Here is a 22,341-nt window from a genome sequence, read left to right as displayed (position 1 = left end):
TAGCGGAAGCCGTGCTGGCTGGCCACAGGAAATTTTCAAGGGATAGCGAAAAGCCCGCCCGCGCATCTCGCGCGCCAGGTTTTCCGGAGGTCGGGACAGAGCAAAGGCCCTGCCCCGAAATCAGATCAGCGGTATTTGCCTTTGGTCGATGCGGGCTCGACATAGATCGGTGCGCTGATCGGCTCGAAGGTCGGCTCGGGAGCCTTCCGCGCGCAGGTAGCCGGGATGAGCGACACCAGGAACGCAGACACAAGAGCGAGTTTCGCCATAATATTCTCCTGCTCGTATTGCCTGAGCGCGTTGTTTTGTTTTCACGCGCCCTTTGTTTTTCACATATATGCGCCAGAACGGACGCATACTCGCGCATCATATCGGCTTTGCAGAATCCTGACCATGAAAAACTTATCATGCCACTGGCTTGTGGCGCGCTTGCATCATCTTGGCCGGGGCGGCGCTGGTCACTCATAATGGTCTCCAAGGTCAAGTTCGCATCCGTCCATTCCAATGACGAACCATTCAAAAAGCTGGAAGGACTCGGTGTCGACAGTGCCGAAATCAACTTCCCGGTCCATCAGGGTCACGACGACTCCGGTCCAGCCATCATCGCGCGGGTCCATATCCGCCTCGAAAAGCCCGGCAAGCTGAGTTTCACATAGCCAGTGCATGTCATCGAGCACCCTTTGCGGATCACCGGCATACAGGCTTTGCGGCTCGCGCAGACGCTCCACGATGAAGCGCAGGCGAATCACCGACTCGCCCTCGTCCCAGACAACTGGCAGCCGTTGCGCCTCTTCGCCCGAAGGCAGCAGCAACTCCGCCGAGGCCATCGCGGGCACGATTGCGGCAAGACCGGTTGCAATGATCAGGGCAGTGGCGCGCATGGCCATTCCTTACAGCGGGATATTGTCGTGTTTCTTCCAGGGCGTTTGCAACGCCTTGTTGCGCAGCGCCGCGAATGCGCGGGCAACACGCTTGCGGGTCGATTGCGGCATGATCACCTCGTCAATAAAGCCTTTCTCGGCGGCCACAAACGGATTGGCGAAGCGCTCTTCATATTCATTGATCCGCGCGGCGGTCTTCTCCGCATCATTCAGTTCCGAGCGATAGAGGATCTCGACCGCCCCCTTCGACCCCATCACCGCAATTTCCGCCGTGGGCCAGGCATAGTTGAAATCCGCCCCCATATGTTTCGAGGCCATCACCACATAGGCCCCGCCATAGGCCTTGCGGGTGATCAGGGTCACTTTCGGCACTGTGGCCTCGCCGTAAGCATAGAGCAGTTTCGCGCCATGCTTGATCACGCCCGCATATTCCTGCCCGACACCGGGCAGGAAGCCCGGCACATCGACAAGCGTCAGGATCGGGATCTCGAACGCATCGCAGAAGCGCACGAAACGCGCGGCTTTGCGCGAGCTGTCGATATCCAGACAGCCAGCCAGAACCATCGGCTGGTTGGCCACCACGCCCACGGTACGACCTTCAAGGCGGATAAAGCCGGTGATGATATTCTTCGCGTAATCGGCCTGAATCTCGTAGAAGTCACCCTCATCCGCCAGTTTCAGGATCAGTTCCTTCATATCATAGGGCGTGTTCGGATTGTCGGGGATCAGCGTGTCGAGGCTCGGCTCGATCCGCGCAGGATCGTCGAAGAAGGGCCGCACCGGCGGTTTCTCGCGATTGTTGAGCGGCAGGAAATCGATCAGGCGACGTATTTCGATCATCGCCTCGACATCATTCTCGAAAGCCCCGTCCGCGACCGAGGATTTGCGCGTATGCGTCGTGGCGCCGCCCAATTCCTCGGCGGTCACAACCTCATTGGTCACGGTCTTCACCACATCGGGACCGGTCACGAACATGTAGGACGAATCCTTCACCATGAAGATGAAATCGGTCATGGCCGGGCTGTAGACCGCGCCGCCCGCGCAGGGCCCCATGATGACACTGATCTGCGGGATCACGCCCGAGGCGCGGATATTGCGGTCAAACACATCGCCATAGGCGGCAAGCGAGGCCACACCTTCCTGAATGCGCGCCCCGCCCGAATCGTTCAGCCCGATGACCGGCGCCCCGTTCTGCAGCGCCATATCCATGATCTTGCAGATCTTCTTGCCATGGGTTTCGGACACAGACCCGCCCATGACCGTGAAATCCTGCGCAAAGACATAGACCTGACGCCCGTTTACCGTGCCCCAGCCGGTCACGACGCCATCGCCCGCCGGGCGCTCGGCCTGCATGCCGAAATCGATGCAGCGATGCGCGACGAACATGTCGAATTCCTCAAAGCTGCCCTCATCCAGCAGCAATTCAATCCGTTCGCGGGCGGTGAGCTTGCCCTTCGCATGCTGCGCTGCAACCCGGCGCTTTCCGCCGCCCATACGGGCCGTTTTGCGCCGGTCATCGAGTTGTTGCAGGATATCTTTCATACGCGCCCCTCCGCACCGCAGCCGAATTTCGCCGGACCATACGCGGGACAGCCGGAGGGCGAAAGGAAAATGGAGAAAATTTGCAAACCCAGCAACAGATTGCGCCGCAAATTTGCAAACCATAGCAGACTTGCCATTCGCGGCTATTTCCGCATTAGTGCACAAGTTCAATTTTCCGGCGCAACCCCGAGTCGCTCATGCCCATCCCTGTCACCACGATCCTGCTTTTGACCATCTCCAATGTCTTCATGACCTTCGCCTGGTATGGGCATCTGAAGTTCAAATCCGCACCACTGCTGGCCGTGATCCTGATCGCATGGGGGATTGCGCTGTTCGAATACCTGTTTCAGGTGCCCGCCAACCGGATCGGACACGGATATTTCAGTGCCGCGGAACTGAAAACCATTCAGGAAGTGCTGACGCTGTCGATCTTCGCGATCTTTTCGGTCTGGTATCTGAAGGAACCGCTGCACTGGAACCACCTGCTGGGCTTTGCCTTCATCGCGCTGGGGGCGTTTTTCATCTTTCACAAATGGGGGGCCGCATGACCAGCCCGACCGTGCGCTTTCTGGACCCGACGACGGCCCCGCATGTGATGACACTGGTTGCGCAGGCGTCCATCGCGGCGCTGGCGATGAATGTCTTTCTGCCCTCGCTGCCGACCATGACCGCCTATTTCGATACGGATTATGCGGTGATGCAGCTTTCCGTCTCGCTATATCTGCTGGTCAATGCAGTGCTGCAACTGTTTGTCGGCGCGATTTCTGACCGCTATGGGCGCAGGCCGGTGATGATCGCGGCGCTGATCGGGTTTATCCTTGCCACGATCGGCACCTTGCTCGCGACATCGGCTGCGGTGTTTTTGCTGTTTCGCATGGGGCAGGCTGTCGTCGTGACCGCCATGGTGGTCAGCCGGGCCTCGATCCGCGATGTGCTGGACGAGGCGCAATCGGCCTCGCGCATCGGCTATGTCACCATGGGCATGGCCATCGTGCCGATGATCGCCCCGGCCATTGGCGGGCTCTTGGATGAGGTCTTCGGCTGGCGCGGCAGTTTCGGGCTGATGCTGCTGGCCGGGATTGGCGTGCTGGCGCTGACATGGCGCGATATGGGCGAGACCAAACTCACGCGCAGCACCAGCATGTTCGGGGTGCTGCGCGAATTGCCCGAACTGATGCGCGCGCGGCGCTTCTGGGGCTATTGCGGCACGGCCACGCTCGCCTCTGGCGCGTTCTTTGCCTATCTGGGCGGTGCGCCCTTCGTGGGGGCAACGGTTTTCGGCATGTCGCCTGCCATGCTCGGCGTGTTCTTTGGTGCGCCTGCGGTGGGCTATGCGCTGGGGAATTTCCTGTCGGGGCGCTATGCGGGCCATATCGGGATCAATCGCATGATCCTGTTGGGCTGCACTGTCGCCTTCGGCGGCATGCTGTCTTTGCTGCTGTTATCGCTGATCATCCCCCTGAGCCCGATCCTGTTCTTCGGCCTCTTCGTGACAGTGGGCTTGGGCAACGGGATGCTCCTGCCCTCGGCCACATCGGGCATGATGTCAGTGCGTCCGCATCTGGCGGGGACCGCGAGCGGCATCGGCGGCGCGATCATGATCGGCGGCGGCGCAGGACTGTCGGCGCTGGCGGGTGCGGTGCTGACGCCAGAGTCGGGCGCGGCCCCGCTGATCTGGGTCATGGTCACGACCACCGGGCTGGGCTTTCTGCCGCTTCTCTATGTGATCCGGCGCGAGACGCAGATTTCCGCTTGACGGATCCGCAGGACTTTGCAAACTCCATCGGCAAAGCCTGCTAACCCATCCGAGGTGAAATGCCGCCGCAAAAGCTCTATGCCGGTGCCAAGCTGCGCGAAACGCGCAGCCATCTGGCCCTGACGCAAAAGGATTTCGCCGCGCGGCTGGGCGTGTCGCTGCCCTATCTCAACCAGATGGAGAATAATAACCGCCCGCTTTCGACGGCGGTGGTTCTGGCGCTCGCGCGCGAATTCGGAATGGATGTGACCGAGTTGTCAGCCGGGGATAGCGAGAGGCTGGTCTCGGATCTGCGCGAAGCCTTTGCCGATCCGCTTTTCGCCAAGACGACCCCCGCCCTGCCCGATCTGCGGCTGGTGGGCGCCAATGCACCCGGATTTGCCCGCGCCTTTCTCGACCTGCACCGCGCTTACCGGCAGGCACAGGAACAGCTTGCCTCGCTCGATGAGGCGCTGGGGCGCGAGGACACCACCCTGCGTCTGTCGCCCTGGGAGGAAGTGCGCGATTTCTTCCATTATTGCGACAATTACATCGACGCCGTGGACCGCGCTGCCGAACATTTCGCCGCCAGCGGGCGCGACCCTATGCAGCTTGCAAGCGAGGCGCTGGCGCGGCGCAAGATCACGCTGCGCCTGACCAATACAAGCAGCCTGCGCCAGCTGGATCTGGAGAGCGGTGTGCTGGAAATCTCGGCCAAGGCCACGCGCGCCACGCAAACCTTTCAGGTGCTGCATCAGGTCGCGCTGATCACACAGGCCGATCTGCTGGAGGCCACGCTGGATCTGGCCCGTTTCCAGTCCGACGAGGCGCGCGCCATCGCCAAGATCGGCCTTGCCAATTACTTCGCGGGCGCAGCACTCATGCCCTATCGCCGCTTTCAGGATGCGGCCATCGCCACGCGGCATGATCTGGAGACATTGGCCGATCAGTTCGGCGCCTCCATTGAGCAGGTGGCGCATCGTCTGTCGACGCTGCAACGCCCCGGCGCCAAGGGCGTGCCATTCTTCTTCGTGCGCATCGATCACGCGGGTACAATCACCAAACGCCATTCGGCCACGCGGTTGCAATTTGCGCGCTTCGGCGGGGCTTGTCCGCTGTGGAATGTACATCAGGCTTTCGAGACGCCGGGCCGCTTCCTGCGCCAGCTGGCCGAGACCCCGGACGGGATGCGCTATTTCTGCCTCGCGCTGGCCGTGACCAAGGGCGGCGGGGCATTTCATGCGCCTGTCCGGCGCTATGCGATCTGTCTGGGCTGCGAGGTCGATCACGCCAGCCGTCTGGTCTATGCCGATGGCATGGATATCAGCCGCACCGCCGCTTTCGATCCGATCGGGATTTCCTGCCGCATCTGCGAGCGCGACAATTGCCACCAGCGTTCGGTCCCGCCGCTGGAACGGCGGCTGCGCATCGATCACGACCGGCGCGAATTGCTGCCCTACCGGATCGAATGACAGCGATATATCTGCGCGCATCTGCCGCGCGACATTTTGCCATGCTGCACTGCGGCATTTTATATTCTAGATACAGGGCGCATGTTTATGACAGGACAGCCCATGACCGCGACATTCGACACCAGCACCGCCCCGCAAACCCGCCGCAACTGGCGCGAGGCTGATGAACCCTGGCCGATCTGGGCCGCAATCATGGTCTTTCTGAACATTCTGGTAATCTCTGCCAAGGTCTGGGGCCTTGCCGGTCTGGTAAGCGTGATGGTGCCCGCCGCCATCGGCATGCTGATCGTGCTTTTGCTGATCGTCAAAGGCTAAAGCAATTTCAGAAAAAGTTGATAGACTTTTTCGCTTCGAAATTGCGACAGAACACGAAGCCAAAGCGTCTCGGCGATTCAACGAAAAGTCGAAACGCTTTGGCCAGCTTGCCGCATTGCGCCCCGTGCCTGCCGCGCTATGATCTGCGGCAGGCATTACCGGGGGCAAGCCATGCGCGCGCAATTCGATATCGTGATTTCCGGCGGCGGCATCGCAGGCATGACCGCTGCCGCCGCTTTTGGCAGCGCGGGCTATCGCACGCTTTGCGTGGATCCGGCGCCCCCGGTCATCGCCGAGGGCGACCCCGGCTCTGACCTGCGCAGCACGGCCTTTCTGCACCCATCGGTCAGGGTACTGGAACAGGCAGGGCTGTGGGAACGCTTCAGCGCCCATGCCATGCCCCTGCAGGTGATGCGCATTGTCGATGCGGGCGGCGAAGCGGCCGAACCGCGCGTCAGCCATGATTTCAATGCCGCCGATATCTCTGACCAGCCCTTTGGCTGGAACCTGCCCAACTGGCTGCTGAAGCGCGAGATCGCGGCGCGGCTTGCCGAACTGCCCCAAGTCACCTTCCGCCCCGGCATCGCCACGACCCGCCTGACCACGCGCGAAAGTGCCGCCCTGATCGGCCTCTCTGATGGCACCAGCGTCGAGGCAAAGCTTCTGATCGCTGCGGACGGGCGCAATTCGCCCATGCGGCAGGCGCTGGGCATCGGCGTGCGCACCACGCGTTTCGGTCAGAAGGCGCTCGCTTTCGCGGTCACGCATCCCGTCCCGCATGAGAATGTCTCGACCGAGATCCACCGCTCGGGCGGCCCTTTCACCTTTGTTCCCCTGCCCGACCGCGATGGTCAGCCCTGTTCCGCGATTGTCTGGATGGAGACCGGGCCAGAGGTTGCGCGCCTGAGCGCCCTGCCCGTGCCGGAGTTCGAGGCCGAGATGAACACCCGCTCCTGCGGGCTGTTCGGCCCCCTGACGCTGGCCTCGCGCCTGACCATCTGGCCGATCATCAGCCAGATCGCCGAGTGTTTCTATGGCGAACGCACCGCCCTGATGGCCGAGGCTGCGCATGTCGTGCCCCCCATCGGTGCGCAGGGGCTGAACATGTCGCTGGCCGATCTGACCGCGCTGATGGATCTGGCTACGCCTGAAACACTGGGCACCCGGCCGATGCTCGCCGCCTATCAGCGCCGCCGCTACCCGGATGTGGCGCTGCGTGTGGCGGGTGTGGGGATACTCAACCGGGCTTCGATGATTCATGCCCAGCCACTGCGCGACGCGCGCGCGAAGCTCCTCGACGCGATGTATTCCGCCGCCCCCATGCGCCGTGCCCTGATGCAGATGGGCATTGGCGTGCGCTGAGCAGGCTTGCCCTTTCGGGCGGGTCGGCGCAGTCTCGCACCGAACCGGACTGCGGAGGGGAAGATGCAGAAAACCGCCATCATCACCGGGGCAGGCAGCGGGATTGGCCGCGCTGTCGCGCTGGAGCTTGCAGCACAAGGCTGGGCCGTGGCCCTTGCCGGGCGTCGCCCTGATCCGCTGCGCGAGACCGCAGCCAAAGCGCCGGGGGCGGCGCTGGTGGTGCCGACCGATGTGACCGAGCCGCAAGCGGTGGACAACTTGTTCCGCGCCGTCACGGAAAAGTGGGGCCGGGTGGATCTGCTGTTCAACAATGCCGGTATCTTCCCGCCGGCCCTGCCGCTTGAGGACATGCCCCCCGCCATCTGGCGCGAGGTGGTCGATGTGAATCTCAGCGGCATGTTCTACTGCCTGCAATCGGCGTTTCGCGCCATGAAGGCGCAGTCGCCCAAAGGCGGGCGGATCATCAATAATGGCTCGATTTCCGCGCAGGTGCCCCGGCCCAATTCTGCCGCCTATACGGCCACGAAACACGCCATCACCGGCCTGACCAAAGCCGCAGCCCTGGAGGGGCGCGGTCATAGGATCGCGGTCGGACAGGTCGATATCGGCAATGCCGCGACCGAATTGCTGGCCAATATGCCGACCGCCGCGAAAGGGGATGCGGAACCGCTGATGGATGTGGCCCATGTGGCGCGGATGGTCGCCCAGATGGCGGCCCTGCCACCGGAGGCGAATGTCCTGTTCACGACCATCATGGCGACCGATATGCGCTTTGTCGGGCGCGGCTGAGGGAAAGGGTTGACAGATGGCTGCAGACACTTAATTTAGAACCATTCTAATTTGGTGCCTCATGTCTGATCCGACCGTCCTTTTGGTTTTCATTGCCGCCGCCATCACCGCCCTCGCCACGGGTCTTGGGGCCTTGCCACTGCTCGCTATGCGCAACGTGACCCCCCGCGCGCTGGCGATCGGCAATGCTGTCGCTGCAGGGCTGATGCTGGCCGCCACCTTCCAGCTTGTGCTCGAAGGGTTCGAGATTTCGCAACCGCGCACCCTTCTTGGCCTGCTCCTCGGGCTGGGCGGCATCTGGCTGGCGCATAGATGGCTCAATGGCCGCTCGGATATCAGCATTGCCGACACCAGGGGCGCGGATGCGCTGAAGATCCTGCTGATCATGGGGGTGATGACCGCGCATTCGGCGGCCGAAGGCGTGGGTGTGGGCGTCGCCTATGGCGGCGGCAGCGATCTGGGCAATTTCATCACTGTGGCGATTGCGCTGCATAATGTGCCCGAGGGGCTCGCCATTGCGCTGATCATGGTCCCGCGCGGCGCCTCGGTCGCCAAGGCGGGCTGGTGGGCGATCCTGTCCTCGCTGCCGCAACCGCTGCTGGCGGTGCCTGCCTTTCTCTTCGTGCTGTGGTTCGCCCCGGTCCTGCCCGTGGGGCTGGGACTGGCCGCAGGGGCAATGCTGTGGATGATCTTCTCGGAACTTCTGCCAGAGGCCGGGGCAGAGGTCGATCATTCCCTGCTGGGGGTGATCGTGACACTCGCCTTCACGCTGATGATGGCGCTGACGCTGGTTCTGGGCTGATCCCACTTGCCCCGCCCCGGCCCCTGCCCCATATCTGAACCATGACCAAACTGCTCCCGATCCTTCTGATCCTCGGCTATGGGCTGATCATGTATCTCTTCTCGGCCTGGCGCACCTCGCGCGAGCTGGATGAGCGCTCGACGCCGCTGGCCGATGCCAGGCTGAAAGCCCTGACCGAACGCATGGCGCAGGCCATCGGGATCGACCGGGTGATGGTGCATATCTACGAGATCGATCCGGTGAACGGGCTGGCCGCCCCCGACGGGCGTATCTTCATCACGCGCGGCTTTTACAACAAATATCGCGCGGGCGAGGTGTCTGCCGAAGAAATGGCCAGTGTCATTGCGCATGAACTGGGCCATGTGGCGCTTGGCCATACCCGCAAGCGGATGATCGATTTTTCCGGCACGAATGCGATCCGCATGGCGCTGGCCACAGTGTTCAACCGCTTCCTGCCGGGGCTGGGGGTCATCGTGGCGAATCTGTTGACCACGCTTCTGATGGCGCGGCTGTCGCGCGATGATGAATACGAGGCTGATGCCTATGCGTCGGCCCTCTTGGTCAAGGCCGGGATCGGGCTGGAGCCGCAGAAATCGCTCTTTCGCAAGCTCGAAGGGCTGGTGGGCATGGGCGGCGGGGCGCCCGCATGGATGCTGAGCCACCCCAAGAGCGAAGAGCGCATCCGCGCCATCGAGGAGAATGAGGCGCGCTGGAAACGCGCGCCGGACGGGTGAAGCGTAGGGTGCGTGCTGTAGCACGCACCTTACCTCAGACCACGACCGCAGCGCCTTCGGTCGAATCCCCCACGCTCGCGCGGAACGCCGCGAAAAGCTCGCGCCCGATCCCGAATTCATTCGCGCTCAGATCGGCGGTCACGGCTTCGCGCGCCTCAAACCCCTCTTCCAGCACATCCAGCCGTCCCACGACCGCATCGAGCCGGACCAGATCCCCGTCGCGCAGTTTTGCCAGCGGCCCGCCTTTCGCGGCTTCCGGGGCCACATGGATCGCTGCAGGCACCTTGCCCGATGCCCCCGACATCCGCCCGTCCGTCACCAGCGCCATTTTCAGCCCGCGATCCTGCAACACCGCCAGGATCGGCGTCAGCGAATGCAGTTCAGGCATCCCATTGGCCGCCGGCCCCTGAAAGCGCACCACCACAATCGTATCTTCGGTAAATTCCCCGGCCTGAAACGCAGCCTTGACGCTCGCCTGATCGTGGAACACCCGCGCGCGGGCCTCGATCACATGGCGCGAAGGGTCCACCGCCGAGGTCTTGATCACCCCCTGCCCCAGATTGCCCGCCAATTGCCGCAAGCCCCCGGTGGACTGGAACGGATCCCCCGCAGGCCGCAGAATACGGTCATTCAGGCTCTCGCCCGCGCCATCTTCCCAGACCAGTACCCCGTCTTTCAGCTTGGGTTCCTGCGCATAGCGCCTCAGACCGTCGCCCGCGACAGTGCAGGCATCCTCATGCAGAAGCCCCGCATCCAGCAACTCGCCGATCATATAGCCCAGACCACCGGCGGCATGGAAATGGTTCACATCGGCCAGACCATTGGGATAGACCTTGGCCATCAGCGGCACCAGTTCCGAGATATCAGCGAAATCCTCCAGCGTCAGTTCGATCCCGGCGGCGCGCGCCATGGCGGGCAGATGCAGCACCAGATTGGTCGAGCCGCCCGTGGCCATCAGCCCGACGATCCCGTTGACGAAAGCGCGCTCATCCAGCACTTGTCCGGCGGGCCGGAAATCATTGCCCTGCGCCGTGATCGCCAGCGCGCGTTCGGTCGCGGCCACGGTCAGCGCCTCGCGCAGGGGCGTGCCGGGATTGACGAAAGCAGCCCCCGGCATGTGCAACCCCATGAATTCCATCAGCATCTGATTGGTATTCGCGGTGCCGTAGAAAGTGCAGGTGCCGGGGCCGTGATAGCTGGCCATTTCGGCGGCCATCAGTTCCTCGCGCCCGATCTCGCCCTGGGCGAATTTCTGGCGCACCTTGGCTTTCTCGTCATTGGGCAAGCCGCTGGTCATCGGCCCTGCGGGCACAAACACCGCGGGCACATGCCCGAAACTCGCCGCCGCCATGATCAGCCCCGGCACGATCTTGTCGCAGACCCCAAGCCAGACCGCCGCATCGAAACAGTTATGCGACATCGCGACCCCCGCCGAGAGCGCGATCACATCGCGCGAAAACAGCGACAGCTCCATCCCCGGCTGGCCCTGTGTCACCCCGTCGCACATGGCAGGCACACCGCCCGCCACCTGCGCCGTGCCCCCTGCCGCGCGCGCGGCGCGGCGGATGATCTCGGGATAGGTCTCGAACGGCTGATGCGCCGAGAGCATGTCATTATAGGCCGTCACGATGCCGAGATTGGGCGCCCGCCCTGCGGCAAGCGCGTCCTTGTCGCCCCCCATCGCGGCATAGGCATGGGCCTGATTGCCGCAGGCAAGATGCGCCCGCGCCGGTCCTGCGTCCACCGCCGCCTGCATCCGGTCGAGATAGGTGGAACGGCGCTTGTGCGAGCGGGTCTTGATCCGGTCGGTGACAGCTTCTAGGCGGGGATTGAGGGGCATCGGGGTCTCCATCATCCGGCATGCGGGAATCGGTTTAGGGACATATAGGCAGTTAGCGCTAACAATTCAATTCCCAGTTCGCCCTGCCAAGCCATGCAACCGGCGCATGGCGGGGTTCCGCATTTGCCTCTCGCAATGCTGCACTGCGGCGACTATCTGAGCCGCGTAATGAAAACCCGAGGCATGAGAGCCATGTTTGATCCCAAAACCACCCGCCCCGTCATCCTTGACGCCCTGCAAATCGAAGCCGAGGCCCGCCGGTTGCGCGCCGAGTTCATCGCCGCCGCTTTCGCCAGCCTGAAAGCGAAAATCGTCGCAGCCCTCCAGCATGCGACCGCAGGCAAGGCCACGGCCTGATCCTGATCTGGCAGGGACCGGGGCTTTCCAAAGCTCCGGCTCTGCCCTATGGCACGGGGGCGAGACGACAAAGGACCGCCCCCATGCCCGACCTGCCCATCATCCGCCTGATGCCCAAAGCCGAAGCCCGCGCCATCCGCCACGGCTTTCCCTGGGTCTTTGCCAATGAACTGGTGACCGACCGGCGCACCCGCGCGCTGGCCCCGGGCACATTCGCGCGGCTGGAAGATGCCGAGCGCCGTCCGATGGGCGTGGCAACGGTCAATCCAAATTCCAAGATCATCGCCCGGATGCTCGACCGCAACCCCGATGCGGTGATCGATGTGCATTGGCTGACCGACCGGTTGCGCCATGCGGCCGCCCATCGCGACCGGCTGTTCGATGCCCCCTTCTACCGCCTGATCCATGCCGAGGCCGATGGCCTGCCCGGCGTCGTGATCGACCGCTTCGGCGATGCCGCCGTGATCCAGCCCAATGCGGCTTGGGCCGAGACGCATTTTGACATGCTGGCCGAGGCGCTTCGCGCTGTCACCGGTGTTTCCACCATCGTCAAGAACGGCTCTGGCCGCGCGCGTGTGCTCGAAGGTCTGCCCGAGGAAACCGCGCTCCACCTTGGCACGCTTGACGGGCCGGTGCCGGTGCCGATGAATGGCGCGACCTATATGGCCGATCTCTTAGGCGGGCAGAAAACCGGTCTGTTCTTCGACCAGCGCCCCAACCATGCCTTTGCCGCAGCGCTGGCGAAAGGGGCGCGCGTGCTCGATGTGTTCAGCCATGTCGGCGGGTTTTCCCTTGCTGCATTGGCCGCTGGTGCGGACGCCGCGCTGGCCGTCGACAGTTCCGCCCCGGCCCTTGCACTGGCGGAACAAGGCGCAGAAGCCTCTGGCAGCGCCGCGCGCTTCACCACCCGGCAGGGCGACGCTTTCGCGGTCATGGAGGCCCTTGCCAATGAGGGCGCGCAATTTGATCTGGTGGTCTGCGATCCGCCCGCCTTCGCCCCCAACAAGGACGCCCTGACCGCCGGTCTGCGCGCCTATGAACGGGTGGCGAAACTTGCGGCCCCCCTTGTCGCGCCGGGGGGCTATCTGGGGCTCTGTTCCTGTTCGCATGCGGCGGATCTGACAAGCTTCCGCAACGCGAGCGCACGCGGGATCGGGCGTGCCGGGCGGCGCGGGCAGCTGATCCATACCGGCTTTGCCGGTCCCGACCATCCGCAATTGCCGCAACTGGCCGAAAGCGGCTATCTCAAGGCCGTGTTCTTCCGGCTGGAGGCATGAAGGCCGTTCTTGACGCCTGTGTGCTCTATCCCAACGTCTTGCGCGAAATCCTGATCGGCACTGCCGCTCAGGGCGTCTACGGGCCGCTCTGGTCGGCCCGCATCCTTGGCGAATGGCAGCGCGCCGCTGCCCGGCTGGGGCCAGAGGGCGCGGCCATCGCCTCGGGCGAAATCGCGACCCTGCGCGCGGCATGGCCCGAGGCCGAAATCCTCGCCAACCCGGATCTGGAAAAACGCCTCTGGCTGCCCGATCCGGCCGATGCGCATGTGCTGGCCACCGCCATTGCCGGGGGCGCTGCGCTGATCATCACGTTGAATCTGCGCGATTTTCCGAACCGCGCATTGGCCCCCGAAGGCGTGCAGGCGCAAAGCCCCGATGATTTCCTGATGGAACGCTGGCTCATGGACAGCGCCGCCGTCGAATCTGTGATCCGCTCGGTGCATGCCAGAACCGAATCCCTCTCGGGGCGCGAGCAGCCATTGCGCGCCCTCCTCAAACGGGCAAGATTGCCCAGACTGGGCAAGGCCTTGGGATGAGCGCGACGCAGAACCACAAAATCCCCGCCTCCCCTTGCGGCTGGGAAAGCGCAGCACTAAGATTCTGTCAACAGAGTTCCGATATCACCACGCGACCCGAGCGGTCACAGTCACAAAGGCAGGCAGATGCGCGATCCGATTGAAACCTACATGAACCTTGTTCCCATGGTCGTCGAACAGACCAGCCGTGGCGAGCGGGCCTATGATATCTTCTCGCGCCTGCTGAAAGAGCGCATCATCTTCGTCACCGGCCCGGTGCATGACGGCATGGCCAGCCTGATCGTGGCCCAGCTTCTGCATCTGGAAGCCGAAAATCCGTCGAAAGACATCTCGATGTATATCAACTCGCCCGGCGGCGTCGTCACCTCGGGCCTGTCGATCTATGACACGATGCAATATATCAAGCCCAAGGTCTCGACGCTGGTTGTGGGTCAGGCGGCCTCGATGGGCTCGCTTCTGCTCTGTGCCGGCGAGAAAGGCATGCGCTTCTCGCTGCCCAATTCGCGGATCATGGTGCACCAGCCTTCGGGCGGGTTTCAGGGTCAGGCCACCGATATCTCGATCCATGCGCGCGAGATTCTGGAACTGAAAGAGCGTCTGAACAAGATCTATGTCAAACATACCGGCCAGACCCTGAAAAAGGTCGAGGATGCACTGGAGCGCGACAATTTCATGACGGCGGAAATGGCGAAGGATTGGGGTTTGATCGATGAGATCGTGACCTCACGCGCGGATTCCGGCAGCGCATGATAAAACGTGATCCGGGCAAGGGCGGGAAATCAGGTGGGCGGCGCAGTTTTGCATTGTCCCGCCCCCCGCTCTCGCCTACCCTAGAGGACAAGAAGGCGACAATCGCCCGCCACGCGCCGATGCCTATCGCAGTAGAGACCACAGAGGTTTGAAATGCCGACATCCGATTCAGACAGCAAGAACACGCTTTACTGCTCTTTCTGCGGCAAGAGCCAACATGAAGTGCGCAAGCTGATCGCGGGGCCGACGGTCTTTATCTGCGACGAATGTGTCGAATTGTGCATGGATATCATCCGCGAGGAAACCAAATCCGGCGGGCTGAAATCCACCGATGGCGTGCCCACCCCGCGCGAGATCTGCAATGTGCTTGATGACTATGTGATCGGGCAGGAACAGGCTAAGCGCGTGCTCTCGGTCGCCGTGCACAACCATTACAAGCGGCTCAATCATTCCGGCAAGGCGGGCGATGTCGAGCTGTCGAAATCGAACATCCTGCTGATCGGCCCCACCGGCTGCGGCAAGACGCTCCTGGCGCAGACGCTGGCGCGGATCCTTGATGTGCCGTTTACCATGGCTGATGCCACCACGCTGACCGAAGCCGGCTATGTCGGCGAGGATGTGGAAAACATCATTCTCAAACTGTTGCAGGCGAGCGAGTACAATGTCGAGCGCGCGCAGCGCGGCATCGTCTATATCGACGAGGTGGACAAGATCACCCGCAAGTCCGACAATCCCTCGATCACCCGCGATGTCTCGGGCGAAGGGGTGCAGCAGGCGCTCTTGAAACTGATGGAAGGCACTGTCGCAAGCGTGCCCCCGCAAGGTGGCCGCAAGCATCCGCAGCAGGAATTCCTGCAGGTGGACACGACCAATATCCTGTTCATCTGCGGCGGCGCCTTTGCCGGGCTGGACCGCATCATCAACCAGCGCGGCAAGGGCACGGCCATCGGCTTCGGTGCAGATGTGAAGGATGAAAGCCAGATCACCATCGGCCAGTCGCTGAAACAGCTTGAGCCGGAAGACCTGCTGAAATTCGGTCTGATCCCGGAATTCGTGGGCCGTCTGCCAGTGGTGGCAACGCTGATGGATCTGGACGAGGATGCCTTGGTCACGATCCTGACCCAACCCAAGAACGCACTGGTCAAGCAGTATCAGAAGCTGTTCGATATCGAAGGGGCAGACCTGACCTTTACCGAAGAGGCGCTGAAAGCCATCGCCAAACGCGCGATTGCCCGCAAGACCGGGGCACGCGGGTTGCGCTCGATCCTTGAAGATATCCTGCTCGATACGATGTTCGACCTGCCGGGGCTGGAAAATGTCAGCGAAGTCGTGGTGAATGAGGAAGCCGCGATCTCGGCTGCGAAGCCGCTGATCATCTATGCCGATGCCAAGAAAACAGCGGCCAGCGCAGGCTGATCGCAGCCCGCCCTGTCAGCCCGAAACATGAAAAAACCCGGCCATCTGGCCGGGTTTTTGCGTCTCTCGCGCGGCAGATCAGCCCTTGGGGCCGATCATATCCTCGGGCCGCACCACACGGTCAAAGGTCTCGCCATCGACAAAGCCCAAGGCGATCGCTTCCTCGCGCAGGGTCGTGCCGTTCTTATGCGCGGTCTTGGCGACCTTGGTGGCATTGTCATAGCCGATGGTCGGCGCAAGTGCTGTCACCAGCATCAGCGATTCCTTCATCAGCCGGTCGATCCGCTCGACATTGGCCTGCGTGCCCGCAACCATATTATCGGTGAAGCTGGAAGCCGCATCGCCCAGAAGCTGCATCGATTGCAGCACATTGTAGCTCATCATCGGGTTATAGACATTCAACTCGAAATGCCCCTGACTGCCCGCGAACCCCACCGCCGCGTCATTGCCCATCACATGCGCGCAGACCATGGTCAGCGCCTCGGCCTGGGTCGGGTTCACCTTGCCCGGCATGATCGAAGAGCCCGGCTCATTCTCGGGCAGGATCAATTCGCCCAGACCCGAACGCGGGCCAGAGCCCAGAAGCCGCATGTCATTGGCGATCTTGAAGAGCGAGGCCGCAACGGTCTTGAGCGCGCCCGAGAACATCACCATCGCGTCATGCGCGGCCAGTGCCTCGAATTTATTAGGGGCGGTGCGGAAGGGAAGCCCTGTGATTTCCGCCAGTTGCGCCGCGACCTTCACGTCCCAGCCCTTGCGGGTGTTCAGCCCGGTGCCGACCGCTGTGCCGCCCTGCGCCAGCTCATAAATATGCGGCAGGCACATCTCGACCCGCGCAATCCCCATCTTGACCTGATGCGCATAGCCGCCGAATTCCTGCCCCAGTGTCAGCGGCGTGGCATCCTGCGTATGGGTGCGGCCGATCTTGATGATATCCTTGAACTCTTCGGATTTCGCCTCCAGCGCCGCTTGCAGCTTTGCCAGCCCCGGCAGCAGCACATCGCGCGCCAGCATGCCGATGGCGACATGCATCGCCGTGGGGAAAGTGTCATTGCTGGACTGGCCCATATTGCAATGGTCATTCGGATGCACCGGGTCTTTCGAGCCCATCACGCCGCCCAGCATCTCGATCGCGCGATTCGAGATCACTTCATTCGCGTTCATGTTCGATTGCGTGCCCGAACCGGTCTGCCAGACGACCAGCGGGAAATTATCGTCGAACTTGCCTTCAAACACTTCCGACGCCGCCGCGACAATCGCCTTGCCGCGGGTCTCATCCAGATCGCCCTGCTCCATATTGATCAGCGCGCAGGCCCATTTGATCGCCCCCAGCGCCCGGATGATCGGCACTGGCTGGCGCTCCCAGCCAATCGGGAAATTCAGGATCGAGCGTTGCGTCTGTGCGCCCCAGTATTTATCGGCAGGAACATCGAGAGGGCCGAAACTGTCAGTCTCGCGGCGGGTGGCAGTCATGCGCAAAGCTCCTTGCAACAAATGGTCGTGCAGTGCTTAGCGGCAGGATGCAGGAAAATCAATCGGTATGCTGTCGCATACCAAGCCTTACTTCCGAAACCGGTCGAGGCTCACGACTTCGCCGGATTTCGGCTCCTGCGGCGCATCCTCAAGCATGGGCGCCTCTTCATCATCCTCATCCTCGTCATCCTCTTCGTGATGCAGCTCAAACCGCAGCCCGAATTCCACGAAGGGATCGACGAAGGTCGAGATCGAATCGAAGGGGATATAGAGCGGCTCGGGCGCATTGCCGAAATTGAGCGTGATCGCGAATCCATCCTCTTCGACGCTCAGATTCTCGAACCAGTGCTGCACCACCAGCGTGATCTCTTCGGGGTAGCGCTCGCGCAGCCACCCGGCCATCTGCATATCGGGATGGGTGGTGTCGATGGTGATGAAGAAATGATGATCACCGGGCAGACCGTCACGCGCAACGCCTTCCATGACCTTGCGGATCAGTCCCCGCATGGCGTCATGCATCAGATTGCCGTAATCAATTCCGCGACTCATGTGTCCTCTCTCTTTCCCGCTACCTTAAAAGTTTCGCGCGCGAATGAAAGACCAGACTGACGGGCACGCGCAAGTTTCTGCGACTGCATTACAGCGCGACAGAAGGGAAAAGATTTAAGAGACTGATTTGCAATTACTATCGCCGGGGCCTGAAGGCCGGGCAATGGGCAGGATCAGTCTCGATCCGCGCCGCCCCGATCAGATCGAGGCAATAGGGAACCGATGCAAAGACCGCATCAAGGCAGGTTGCGATGGCCGCAGGCTTGCCCGGCAGGGTGATGAACAGCGTCTGCCCCCGCACCCCCGCGCCCTGACGCGACAGGATCGCCGTCGGCACCTCCCGCAGCGAGGCGCGGCGCATTTCTTCGCCAAACCCCGGCAGATCGAAATCGATCACATCGGCCAGCGCTTCAGGCGTCCGGTCGCGCGGCGCGGGCCCGGTCCCCCCGGTGATCAGCACAAGATCTGCCCCGTCTTCGGCCAGCCTGCGCAGCCTTCCTGCGACAAGATCGCGCTCATCCGGCACGATCTGGCGGGAAACGCGGATGGGCGAGGTCACACTCCTGCGGATCCAGTCCTCGGCCGCAGGGCCGCCCCTGTCCTCGTAGACGCCCCGCGCCGCGCGGTCCGACACCGTGACAATCGCAATACTGGCAGACTCACGCGGCATGGATGAGCCGCGCGCTCAGGCACCAGGCGATCACATGCTGCGCATCTTCCGGCAAGGGCTGCGCGATGCCCTCAGTGAATCCCTCAAACGCAGGCAGGTTCAGGGCATTGACGCCCACCAGAACAGGAATGCCCGCAAAAAGCGCCTCGGCGATCAGCGGCGCGAAGCCTTGCCCCTCGGCCTCGGTCTTGCCGAATTTGTTGACGATCAGCAGATCCGCACCGGCCAGAGCGGCCTCGCTGCGCGCCACAGCCTCGGTCAGCACCTGTGTGTCCAGCGTGCAGCCACGCGCGAAAGCGCCGCGATCTTCGGATATGCGCAGCACCTCGCCCGTGGCCAGAAGCCGCAAATCCATGTCGCATTTGCGCCGGTCCGCGCGGGTGATATTGGTCTGCACCGTGCCGCAGAGTTTGAGCTGACCGCGCAGGGCATCGGCGATCTGCGCCAGAAAAAGGTCATTGGCCCCGCGTCCGGGCAGCGAGACATATCCGAGTTTCACGACGCAACACTCCCTGACTGTTTCGATCCTGAATGGCAGAAACGGGCCGATCAAACATTGACACAAATCAACCAAGAGTCGCGGCATGAGATTAATTCTCAGATTCCTAAAGAATCCACGGCATAAAAATCAATACTTTGATTGACAATTATCAACCATCACATGACCCGGCAAAGCACCCTCACACCGCTGGCGGTCGCGAATTCCGAATGGACTGGCAGCGCGCCACCCTCTGAAATACCGGCCCTGCCCCATCGGCTTTCGTATAAAAAGGCCCCGACCCTCGCGCAGGGCCGGGGCAGGTTGCGGGCGGCAAGGGGACGCAAGACCGCCCGAAACGGACCGCGCTACAGCGGCAGCACCTCAACCAGCGCGCCCTTGGGCAGGGCATCCATATCCGCCGGGATCATCACCAACGCATCGGCCTGAGGAAATTGCGCCAGCCGGTGCGAGCCGGTGCCCTCAAGACAGGCGACCTGCTGCAGGCCGCGCGCATCATGCCCCAGCAGCCGTGCGGGGCGAAATTCGCACCGCCCCGGACTGTGGCGCAGCGGCGCGGCAAGTGCCGCGAGGGACTTGACCGGACCGGGCCGCGCCATGCCGGCCAGCGCCTGCGCCAGCACCTGCCCCACAACATGCCAGGTCACGAAAGCCGCCACCGGATTGCCCGGCAGCCCCAGCCACAGCGTCTGCCCGACCTGCCCGATGGAAAGCGGCTTGCCCGGTTTCATCGCCAGTTTCATCGCATGGATCTGCCCGCCAAGGTTTTGAATCACGCGCGCCATGTGATCCTCATCCCCAACCGACACCCCGCCCGTGGTGATCAGGATATCGGTGTCGCGCAGGGTCTTGGCGATGTGCTTTTGCAATAGCGCCGGAGTATCGGCCAGCGCGGGCCGGAGCCGCAGCGCGATCCAGGGCTGCGCCAGCGCCGCGCCCAGCATGGCCTGATTGGCGTTCCATATCTGGCCCGGTCCCAGCGGCGCACCCGGCGGCACCAGTTCGCTGCCAGAGCAGAGCACACTCACCCGCAAGCGCCGCGTAACAGGCACCTGCCCCACGCCCGAGCCTGCCAGGGCTGCGATCTCGCGCGCGCCCAGCAGGCGCCCGGCCTCCAGCAGCGGGGCGCCAAGCGCCACATCCTCGCCTGCGCGGCGGATATGCTGGCCGTTCCGGGGGCGCTGCGCAATCTCGATCCGCGCAGCCCTGCGCGCGACCTGTTCCTGCGCGATCACCGCATCCGCCCCTGCGGGCACCGGCGCGCCGGTCAGAATACGCATTGCTGCGCCTTGCGGCAGCGGGCTCGCCGCATCACCGGCGCGGATGCGCCCCGCAACGGGCAGGAACCACGGCCCCTGCCCCGCCAGATCTGACAACCGCAGCGCATAGCCATCCATCCCGGCATTGTCGAAGAGCGGCAAGGCCACCGGCGCGGCGATATCCCGCGCCAGCACCCGGCCCGTGGCCCGCGCCAGCGGCAGATGCTCGGTTTCCGCGAGCGGTCGTAGCAACGCCAGTCCGATAGCGATGGCGTCATCCACCGGCAGTAACCCTGGAGCGGCGTCGCATCCGCAGGCGGCCCGGTCCGGTGTGTGAACTGTCTGGTGCAGGGTCATGGGGTTCTTCTCGCTTTACTGCTGCTGAAAACGCGCCAGCGCCTTCGCGCAGGGCGTGGTTGTTTCGGAGCGTGCCCGGACCGAACCCATACCGTCCGGCGAGCCCGCACCGCCCTGCATCCTCTCATGCATCACCGACCCTTTCTGCCTCAGGCCGCCCGCAGGCGAATCCCGTCAATCGTGGCTTTCATCAGCAGATCCGACGCGAAACGCGCCGCAGCCTGTGCCCAGGCCGCTTTTGCACGCGCATCGCGCAGGCGCGGCAGGACCACCTCGAAGGGCAGAACATCGCCGCGCGCACGCGCGTCCAGCCGGATCAGATGCAGCCCGAAGCGCGTTTCCACCGGATCGCTGATCTGCCCTTCCGCCAGCGCCTCCAGCGCGGTTTCGAATTCGGGCACGGTATCGCCCGCCGAAAGCTGGCCCAGCACACCGCCATTCTCTTTCGACGAACAGGCGGAATGCGCGCGTGCCAGTTCGGCAAAGCGGCGCGGATTGGCGCGCAGCTCCACCAGCACGGCCTGCGCGCGGGCGCGTGGACCGGCCATGTCCATCTCGCGCGGGAACAGGATATGCGCGGCCTCATAAAGCGACGGCGCGCGGAAACGCTCGGGATGCGCGAGATAGTGGTCATGCAGCCCCGCATCAGTGACAGCGCCCGGTGTGATCGCACTCTCGCAAAGCTGGCGGATCAGCGCCTCGTCACCGGTTTCGAACTGACCCGGCGCGATTTCCGCCGGGTCAGGGGACAGCCCACGCGCGCGGGCCTCTTGCAGCATCACCTCGCGCAGCACCAAAGCCCGCGCCGCAGCCTGCCAGGCCAGCCCCGGCTTGTTCTTCGGGGCTGGGTGGTTCTGGGCCTCATTCGCGATACGTTCCGCCGGGATTTCAACGCCATTGACAAAGACAGGCGGCAGAAGCGGTTTCATCGGTCTGGTCCTTTCACTTATTCCGCAGGGGCCGAGGCGACAGATCTGGCGGCAACCGGCTGACGAGTGGCACGCACGGGCGCCACGTCTTTCGGGGCCGCCCTGACACCGCGCCGCGAGCGCACGATCTGATAGCCCGTCCGGCCAAGCAGATAGCGGAAGGGCACCGCCACCCCAGAGATAACATGCGCAAGCCGCGTGAAGGGCACCATCACGAAGATCACCAGCCCAAGGAAGATATGCAGCTTGAAGATCGGATGCACATCACTGATATAGCCTGCCGATCCGGCCTTGAAGCTCAGGATCCCCTGCGCCCAGGCCATGAATTTCAGCATCTCGGAACCATCCAGATGGCCCAGCGCCAGCGGGATCGTGGCCAGCCCCAGCACAAGCTGCACGATCAGGATGATCATCACGGCATTGTCGCCAAAACTGGAATTGGCCTTGATGCGCGGGTCCGTCAGGCGCCGATGCAAGAGGATCGCCCCCCCGGCAAGCGCCGCGATGCCCGCGGCACCGCCCGCGACGATGGCAATCATCTGCTTGGTCCCCGAGGAGATGCCGAAAGCATACCAAAGCTCCTTGGGGGTCAGCAGCCCCACGACATGCCCGGCAAAGATGGCCAGCACACCGACATGAAACAGCACCGAGCCGATCACGAATTGCCTTGTGCGCAGCATCTGGCTGGATTTGGTTTTCCAGGTGAAAGGGTCACGCTCATAGCGGGCGATGGAGCCGAGGATCATGATCGTGAGGGCGATATAGGGAAATATCCCGAAGACGAAATTGTGCATTGG

At 63.0% G+C, this 22,341-nt stretch carries 24 protein-coding genes; 13 read left to right on the top strand and 11 right to left on the bottom strand.

Going from position 1 to position 22,341, the window contains the following annotated elements; translation table 11 throughout:
• Positions 1–125 precede the first annotated feature (125 nt).
• The 3 genes from BG457_RS20270 to BG457_RS10650 all read right to left on the bottom strand — a co-directional run bounded on the left by BG457_RS20270 (position 126) and on the right by BG457_RS10650 (position 2,423).
• Complete coding sequence (locus BG457_RS20270) at positions 126–269, bottom strand: hypothetical protein (protein WP_175546778.1); 144 nt, start codon at positions 267–269, stop codon at positions 126–128.
• 189 nt (positions 270–458) lie between these two features.
• Positions 459–881 (bottom strand): DUF6497 family protein, encoded by a 423-nt coding sequence (locus BG457_RS10655; RefSeq protein WP_139257683.1) that lies wholly within the window; start codon positions 879–881, stop codon positions 459–461.
• A gap of 9 nt (positions 882–890) precedes the next feature.
• Positions 891–2,423 carry an acyl-CoA carboxylase subunit beta gene (locus BG457_RS10650; protein WP_071797140.1) on the bottom strand — a complete coding sequence of 511 codons (1,533 nt, stop codon included), beginning with the start codon at positions 2,421–2,423 and terminating at the stop codon, positions 891–893.
• A 197-nt stretch (positions 2,424–2,620) separates the two neighbouring features.
• Between BG457_RS10650 and BG457_RS10645 the strand changes: the two genes are divergently transcribed.
• From BG457_RS10645 to BG457_RS10610, 8 genes are all read left to right on the top strand, one after another.
• Entirely contained in the window at positions 2,621–2,971 is a 351-nt protein-coding gene (locus BG457_RS10645; protein ID WP_071797139.1) for a DMT family protein, read from the top strand.
• Complete coding sequence (locus BG457_RS10640) at positions 2,968–4,179, top strand: multidrug effflux MFS transporter (protein WP_071797180.1); 1,212 nt, start codon at positions 2,968–2,970, stop codon at positions 4,177–4,179. Before BG457_RS10645 ends, BG457_RS10640 begins: the two co-directional genes overlap by 4 nt.
• 59 nt (positions 4,180–4,238) lie before the next feature.
• Complete coding sequence (locus BG457_RS10635) at positions 4,239–5,630, top strand: helix-turn-helix domain-containing protein (RefSeq protein WP_071797138.1); 1,392 nt, start codon at positions 4,239–4,241, stop codon at positions 5,628–5,630.
• Positions 5,631–5,732: 102 nt separating this feature from the next.
• Positions 5,733–5,945 carry a hypothetical protein gene (locus BG457_RS10630; protein WP_139257681.1) on the top strand — a complete coding sequence of 71 codons (213 nt, stop codon included), beginning with the start codon at positions 5,733–5,735 and terminating at the stop codon, positions 5,943–5,945.
• A 171-nt stretch (positions 5,946–6,116) separates the two neighbouring features.
• The gene (locus tag BG457_RS10625; protein WP_071797179.1) at positions 6,117–7,307 is read left to right on the top strand and encodes a UbiH/UbiF family hydroxylase; all 1,191 of its coding nucleotides are present in this window, start codon (positions 6,117–6,119) and stop codon (positions 7,305–7,307) included.
• Positions 7,308–7,370: 63 nt separating this feature from the next.
• On the top strand, positions 7,371–8,096 hold the full coding sequence (locus BG457_RS10620; RefSeq protein WP_084657592.1) for an SDR family oxidoreductase: 726 nt from the start codon (positions 7,371–7,373) through the stop codon (positions 8,094–8,096).
• Between the two features lie 61 nt (positions 8,097–8,157).
• The gene (locus tag BG457_RS10615) at positions 8,158–8,898 is read left to right on the top strand and encodes a ZIP family metal transporter (protein WP_071797136.1); all 741 of its coding nucleotides are present in this window, start codon (positions 8,158–8,160) and stop codon (positions 8,896–8,898) included.
• A 41-nt stretch (positions 8,899–8,939) separates the two neighbouring features.
• A complete protein-coding gene (locus tag BG457_RS10610) occupies positions 8,940–9,632 on the top strand; it encodes a M48 family metallopeptidase (protein WP_071797135.1) in 693 nt (230 codons plus the stop codon).
• A gap of 34 nt (positions 9,633–9,666) precedes the next feature.
• Here the strand turns inward: BG457_RS10610 and edd are convergent, their stop codons facing one another.
• Positions 9,667–11,472, bottom strand: coding sequence for a phosphogluconate dehydratase (gene edd, locus BG457_RS10605; protein ID WP_071797177.1), 1,806 nt, complete (start codon positions 11,470–11,472; stop codon positions 9,667–9,669).
• Positions 11,473–11,664: 192 nt separating this feature from the next.
• Between edd and BG457_RS20265 the strand changes: the two genes are divergently transcribed.
• The 5 genes from BG457_RS20265 (at position 11,665) to clpX (ending at position 15,808) form a co-directional block, all read left to right on the top strand.
• A complete protein-coding gene (locus BG457_RS20265; RefSeq protein WP_175546777.1) occupies positions 11,665–11,829 on the top strand; it encodes an RSP_7527 family protein in 165 nt (54 codons plus the stop codon).
• Positions 11,830–11,912: 83 nt separating this feature from the next.
• On the top strand, positions 11,913–13,106 hold the full coding sequence (locus BG457_RS10600; protein WP_071797134.1) for an RSP_2647 family RNA methyltransferase: 1,194 nt from the start codon (positions 11,913–11,915) through the stop codon (positions 13,104–13,106).
• Positions 13,103–13,642, top strand: a complete 540-nt coding sequence (locus BG457_RS10595) for an RSP_2648 family PIN domain-containing protein (protein ID WP_071797133.1) — start codon at positions 13,103–13,105, stop codon at positions 13,640–13,642. The genes BG457_RS10600 and BG457_RS10595 overlap by 4 nt, the downstream gene beginning before the upstream one ends.
• A 126-nt stretch (positions 13,643–13,768) precedes the next feature.
• Complete coding sequence (clpP, locus tag BG457_RS10590; protein WP_071797132.1) at positions 13,769–14,392, top strand: ATP-dependent Clp endopeptidase proteolytic subunit ClpP; 624 nt, start codon at positions 13,769–13,771, stop codon at positions 14,390–14,392.
• A gap of 153 nt (positions 14,393–14,545) precedes the next feature.
• A complete protein-coding gene (gene clpX / locus BG457_RS10585) occupies positions 14,546–15,808 on the top strand; it encodes an ATP-dependent Clp protease ATP-binding subunit ClpX (protein ID WP_071797131.1) in 1,263 nt (420 codons plus the stop codon).
• Between the two features lie 78 nt (positions 15,809–15,886).
• Here the strand turns inward: clpX and fumC are convergent, their stop codons facing one another.
• The 7 genes from fumC to narI form a co-directional block, all read right to left on the bottom strand.
• On the bottom strand, positions 15,887–17,281 hold the full coding sequence (gene fumC / locus BG457_RS10580; protein WP_071797130.1) for a class II fumarate hydratase: 1,395 nt from the start codon (positions 17,279–17,281) through the stop codon (positions 15,887–15,889).
• An 87-nt stretch (positions 17,282–17,368) separates the two neighbouring features.
• Positions 17,369–17,830, bottom strand: coding sequence for an SspB family protein (locus tag BG457_RS10575; protein WP_071797129.1), 462 nt, complete (start codon positions 17,828–17,830; stop codon positions 17,369–17,371).
• Between the two features lie 136 nt (positions 17,831–17,966).
• The gene (gene mog / locus BG457_RS10570) at positions 17,967–18,500 is read right to left on the bottom strand and encodes a molybdopterin adenylyltransferase (RefSeq protein WP_071797128.1); all 534 of its coding nucleotides are present in this window, start codon (positions 18,498–18,500) and stop codon (positions 17,967–17,969) included.
• Positions 18,490–18,999 carry a DUF2478 domain-containing protein gene (locus BG457_RS10565; RefSeq protein ID WP_071797127.1) on the bottom strand — a complete coding sequence of 170 codons (510 nt, stop codon included), beginning with the start codon at positions 18,997–18,999 and terminating at the stop codon, positions 18,490–18,492. The genes mog and BG457_RS10565 overlap by 11 nt, the downstream gene beginning before the upstream one ends.
• 347 nt (positions 19,000–19,346) lie before the next feature.
• On the bottom strand, positions 19,347–20,615 hold the full coding sequence (locus BG457_RS10560) for a molybdopterin molybdotransferase MoeA (protein WP_071797126.1): 1,269 nt from the start codon (positions 20,613–20,615) through the stop codon (positions 19,347–19,349).
• Between the two features lie 149 nt (positions 20,616–20,764).
• A complete protein-coding gene (locus BG457_RS10555; RefSeq protein WP_071797125.1) occupies positions 20,765–21,544 on the bottom strand; it encodes a peptidylprolyl isomerase in 780 nt (259 codons plus the stop codon).
• A 17-nt stretch (positions 21,545–21,561) separates the two neighbouring features.
• Positions 21,562–22,338, bottom strand: coding sequence for a respiratory nitrate reductase subunit gamma (narI, locus tag BG457_RS10550; RefSeq protein WP_071797124.1), 777 nt, complete (start codon positions 22,336–22,338; stop codon positions 21,562–21,564).
• Positions 22,339–22,341: the final 3 nt, after the last annotated feature.

Origin of the sequence: Natronohydrobacter thiooxidans (assembly GCF_001884735.1) — a bacterium.
GTDB lineage: Bacteria > Pseudomonadota > Alphaproteobacteria > Rhodobacterales > Rhodobacteraceae > Roseinatronobacter > Roseinatronobacter thiooxidans_A.
This window is presented reverse-complemented; position numbering and strand designations above follow the sequence as displayed.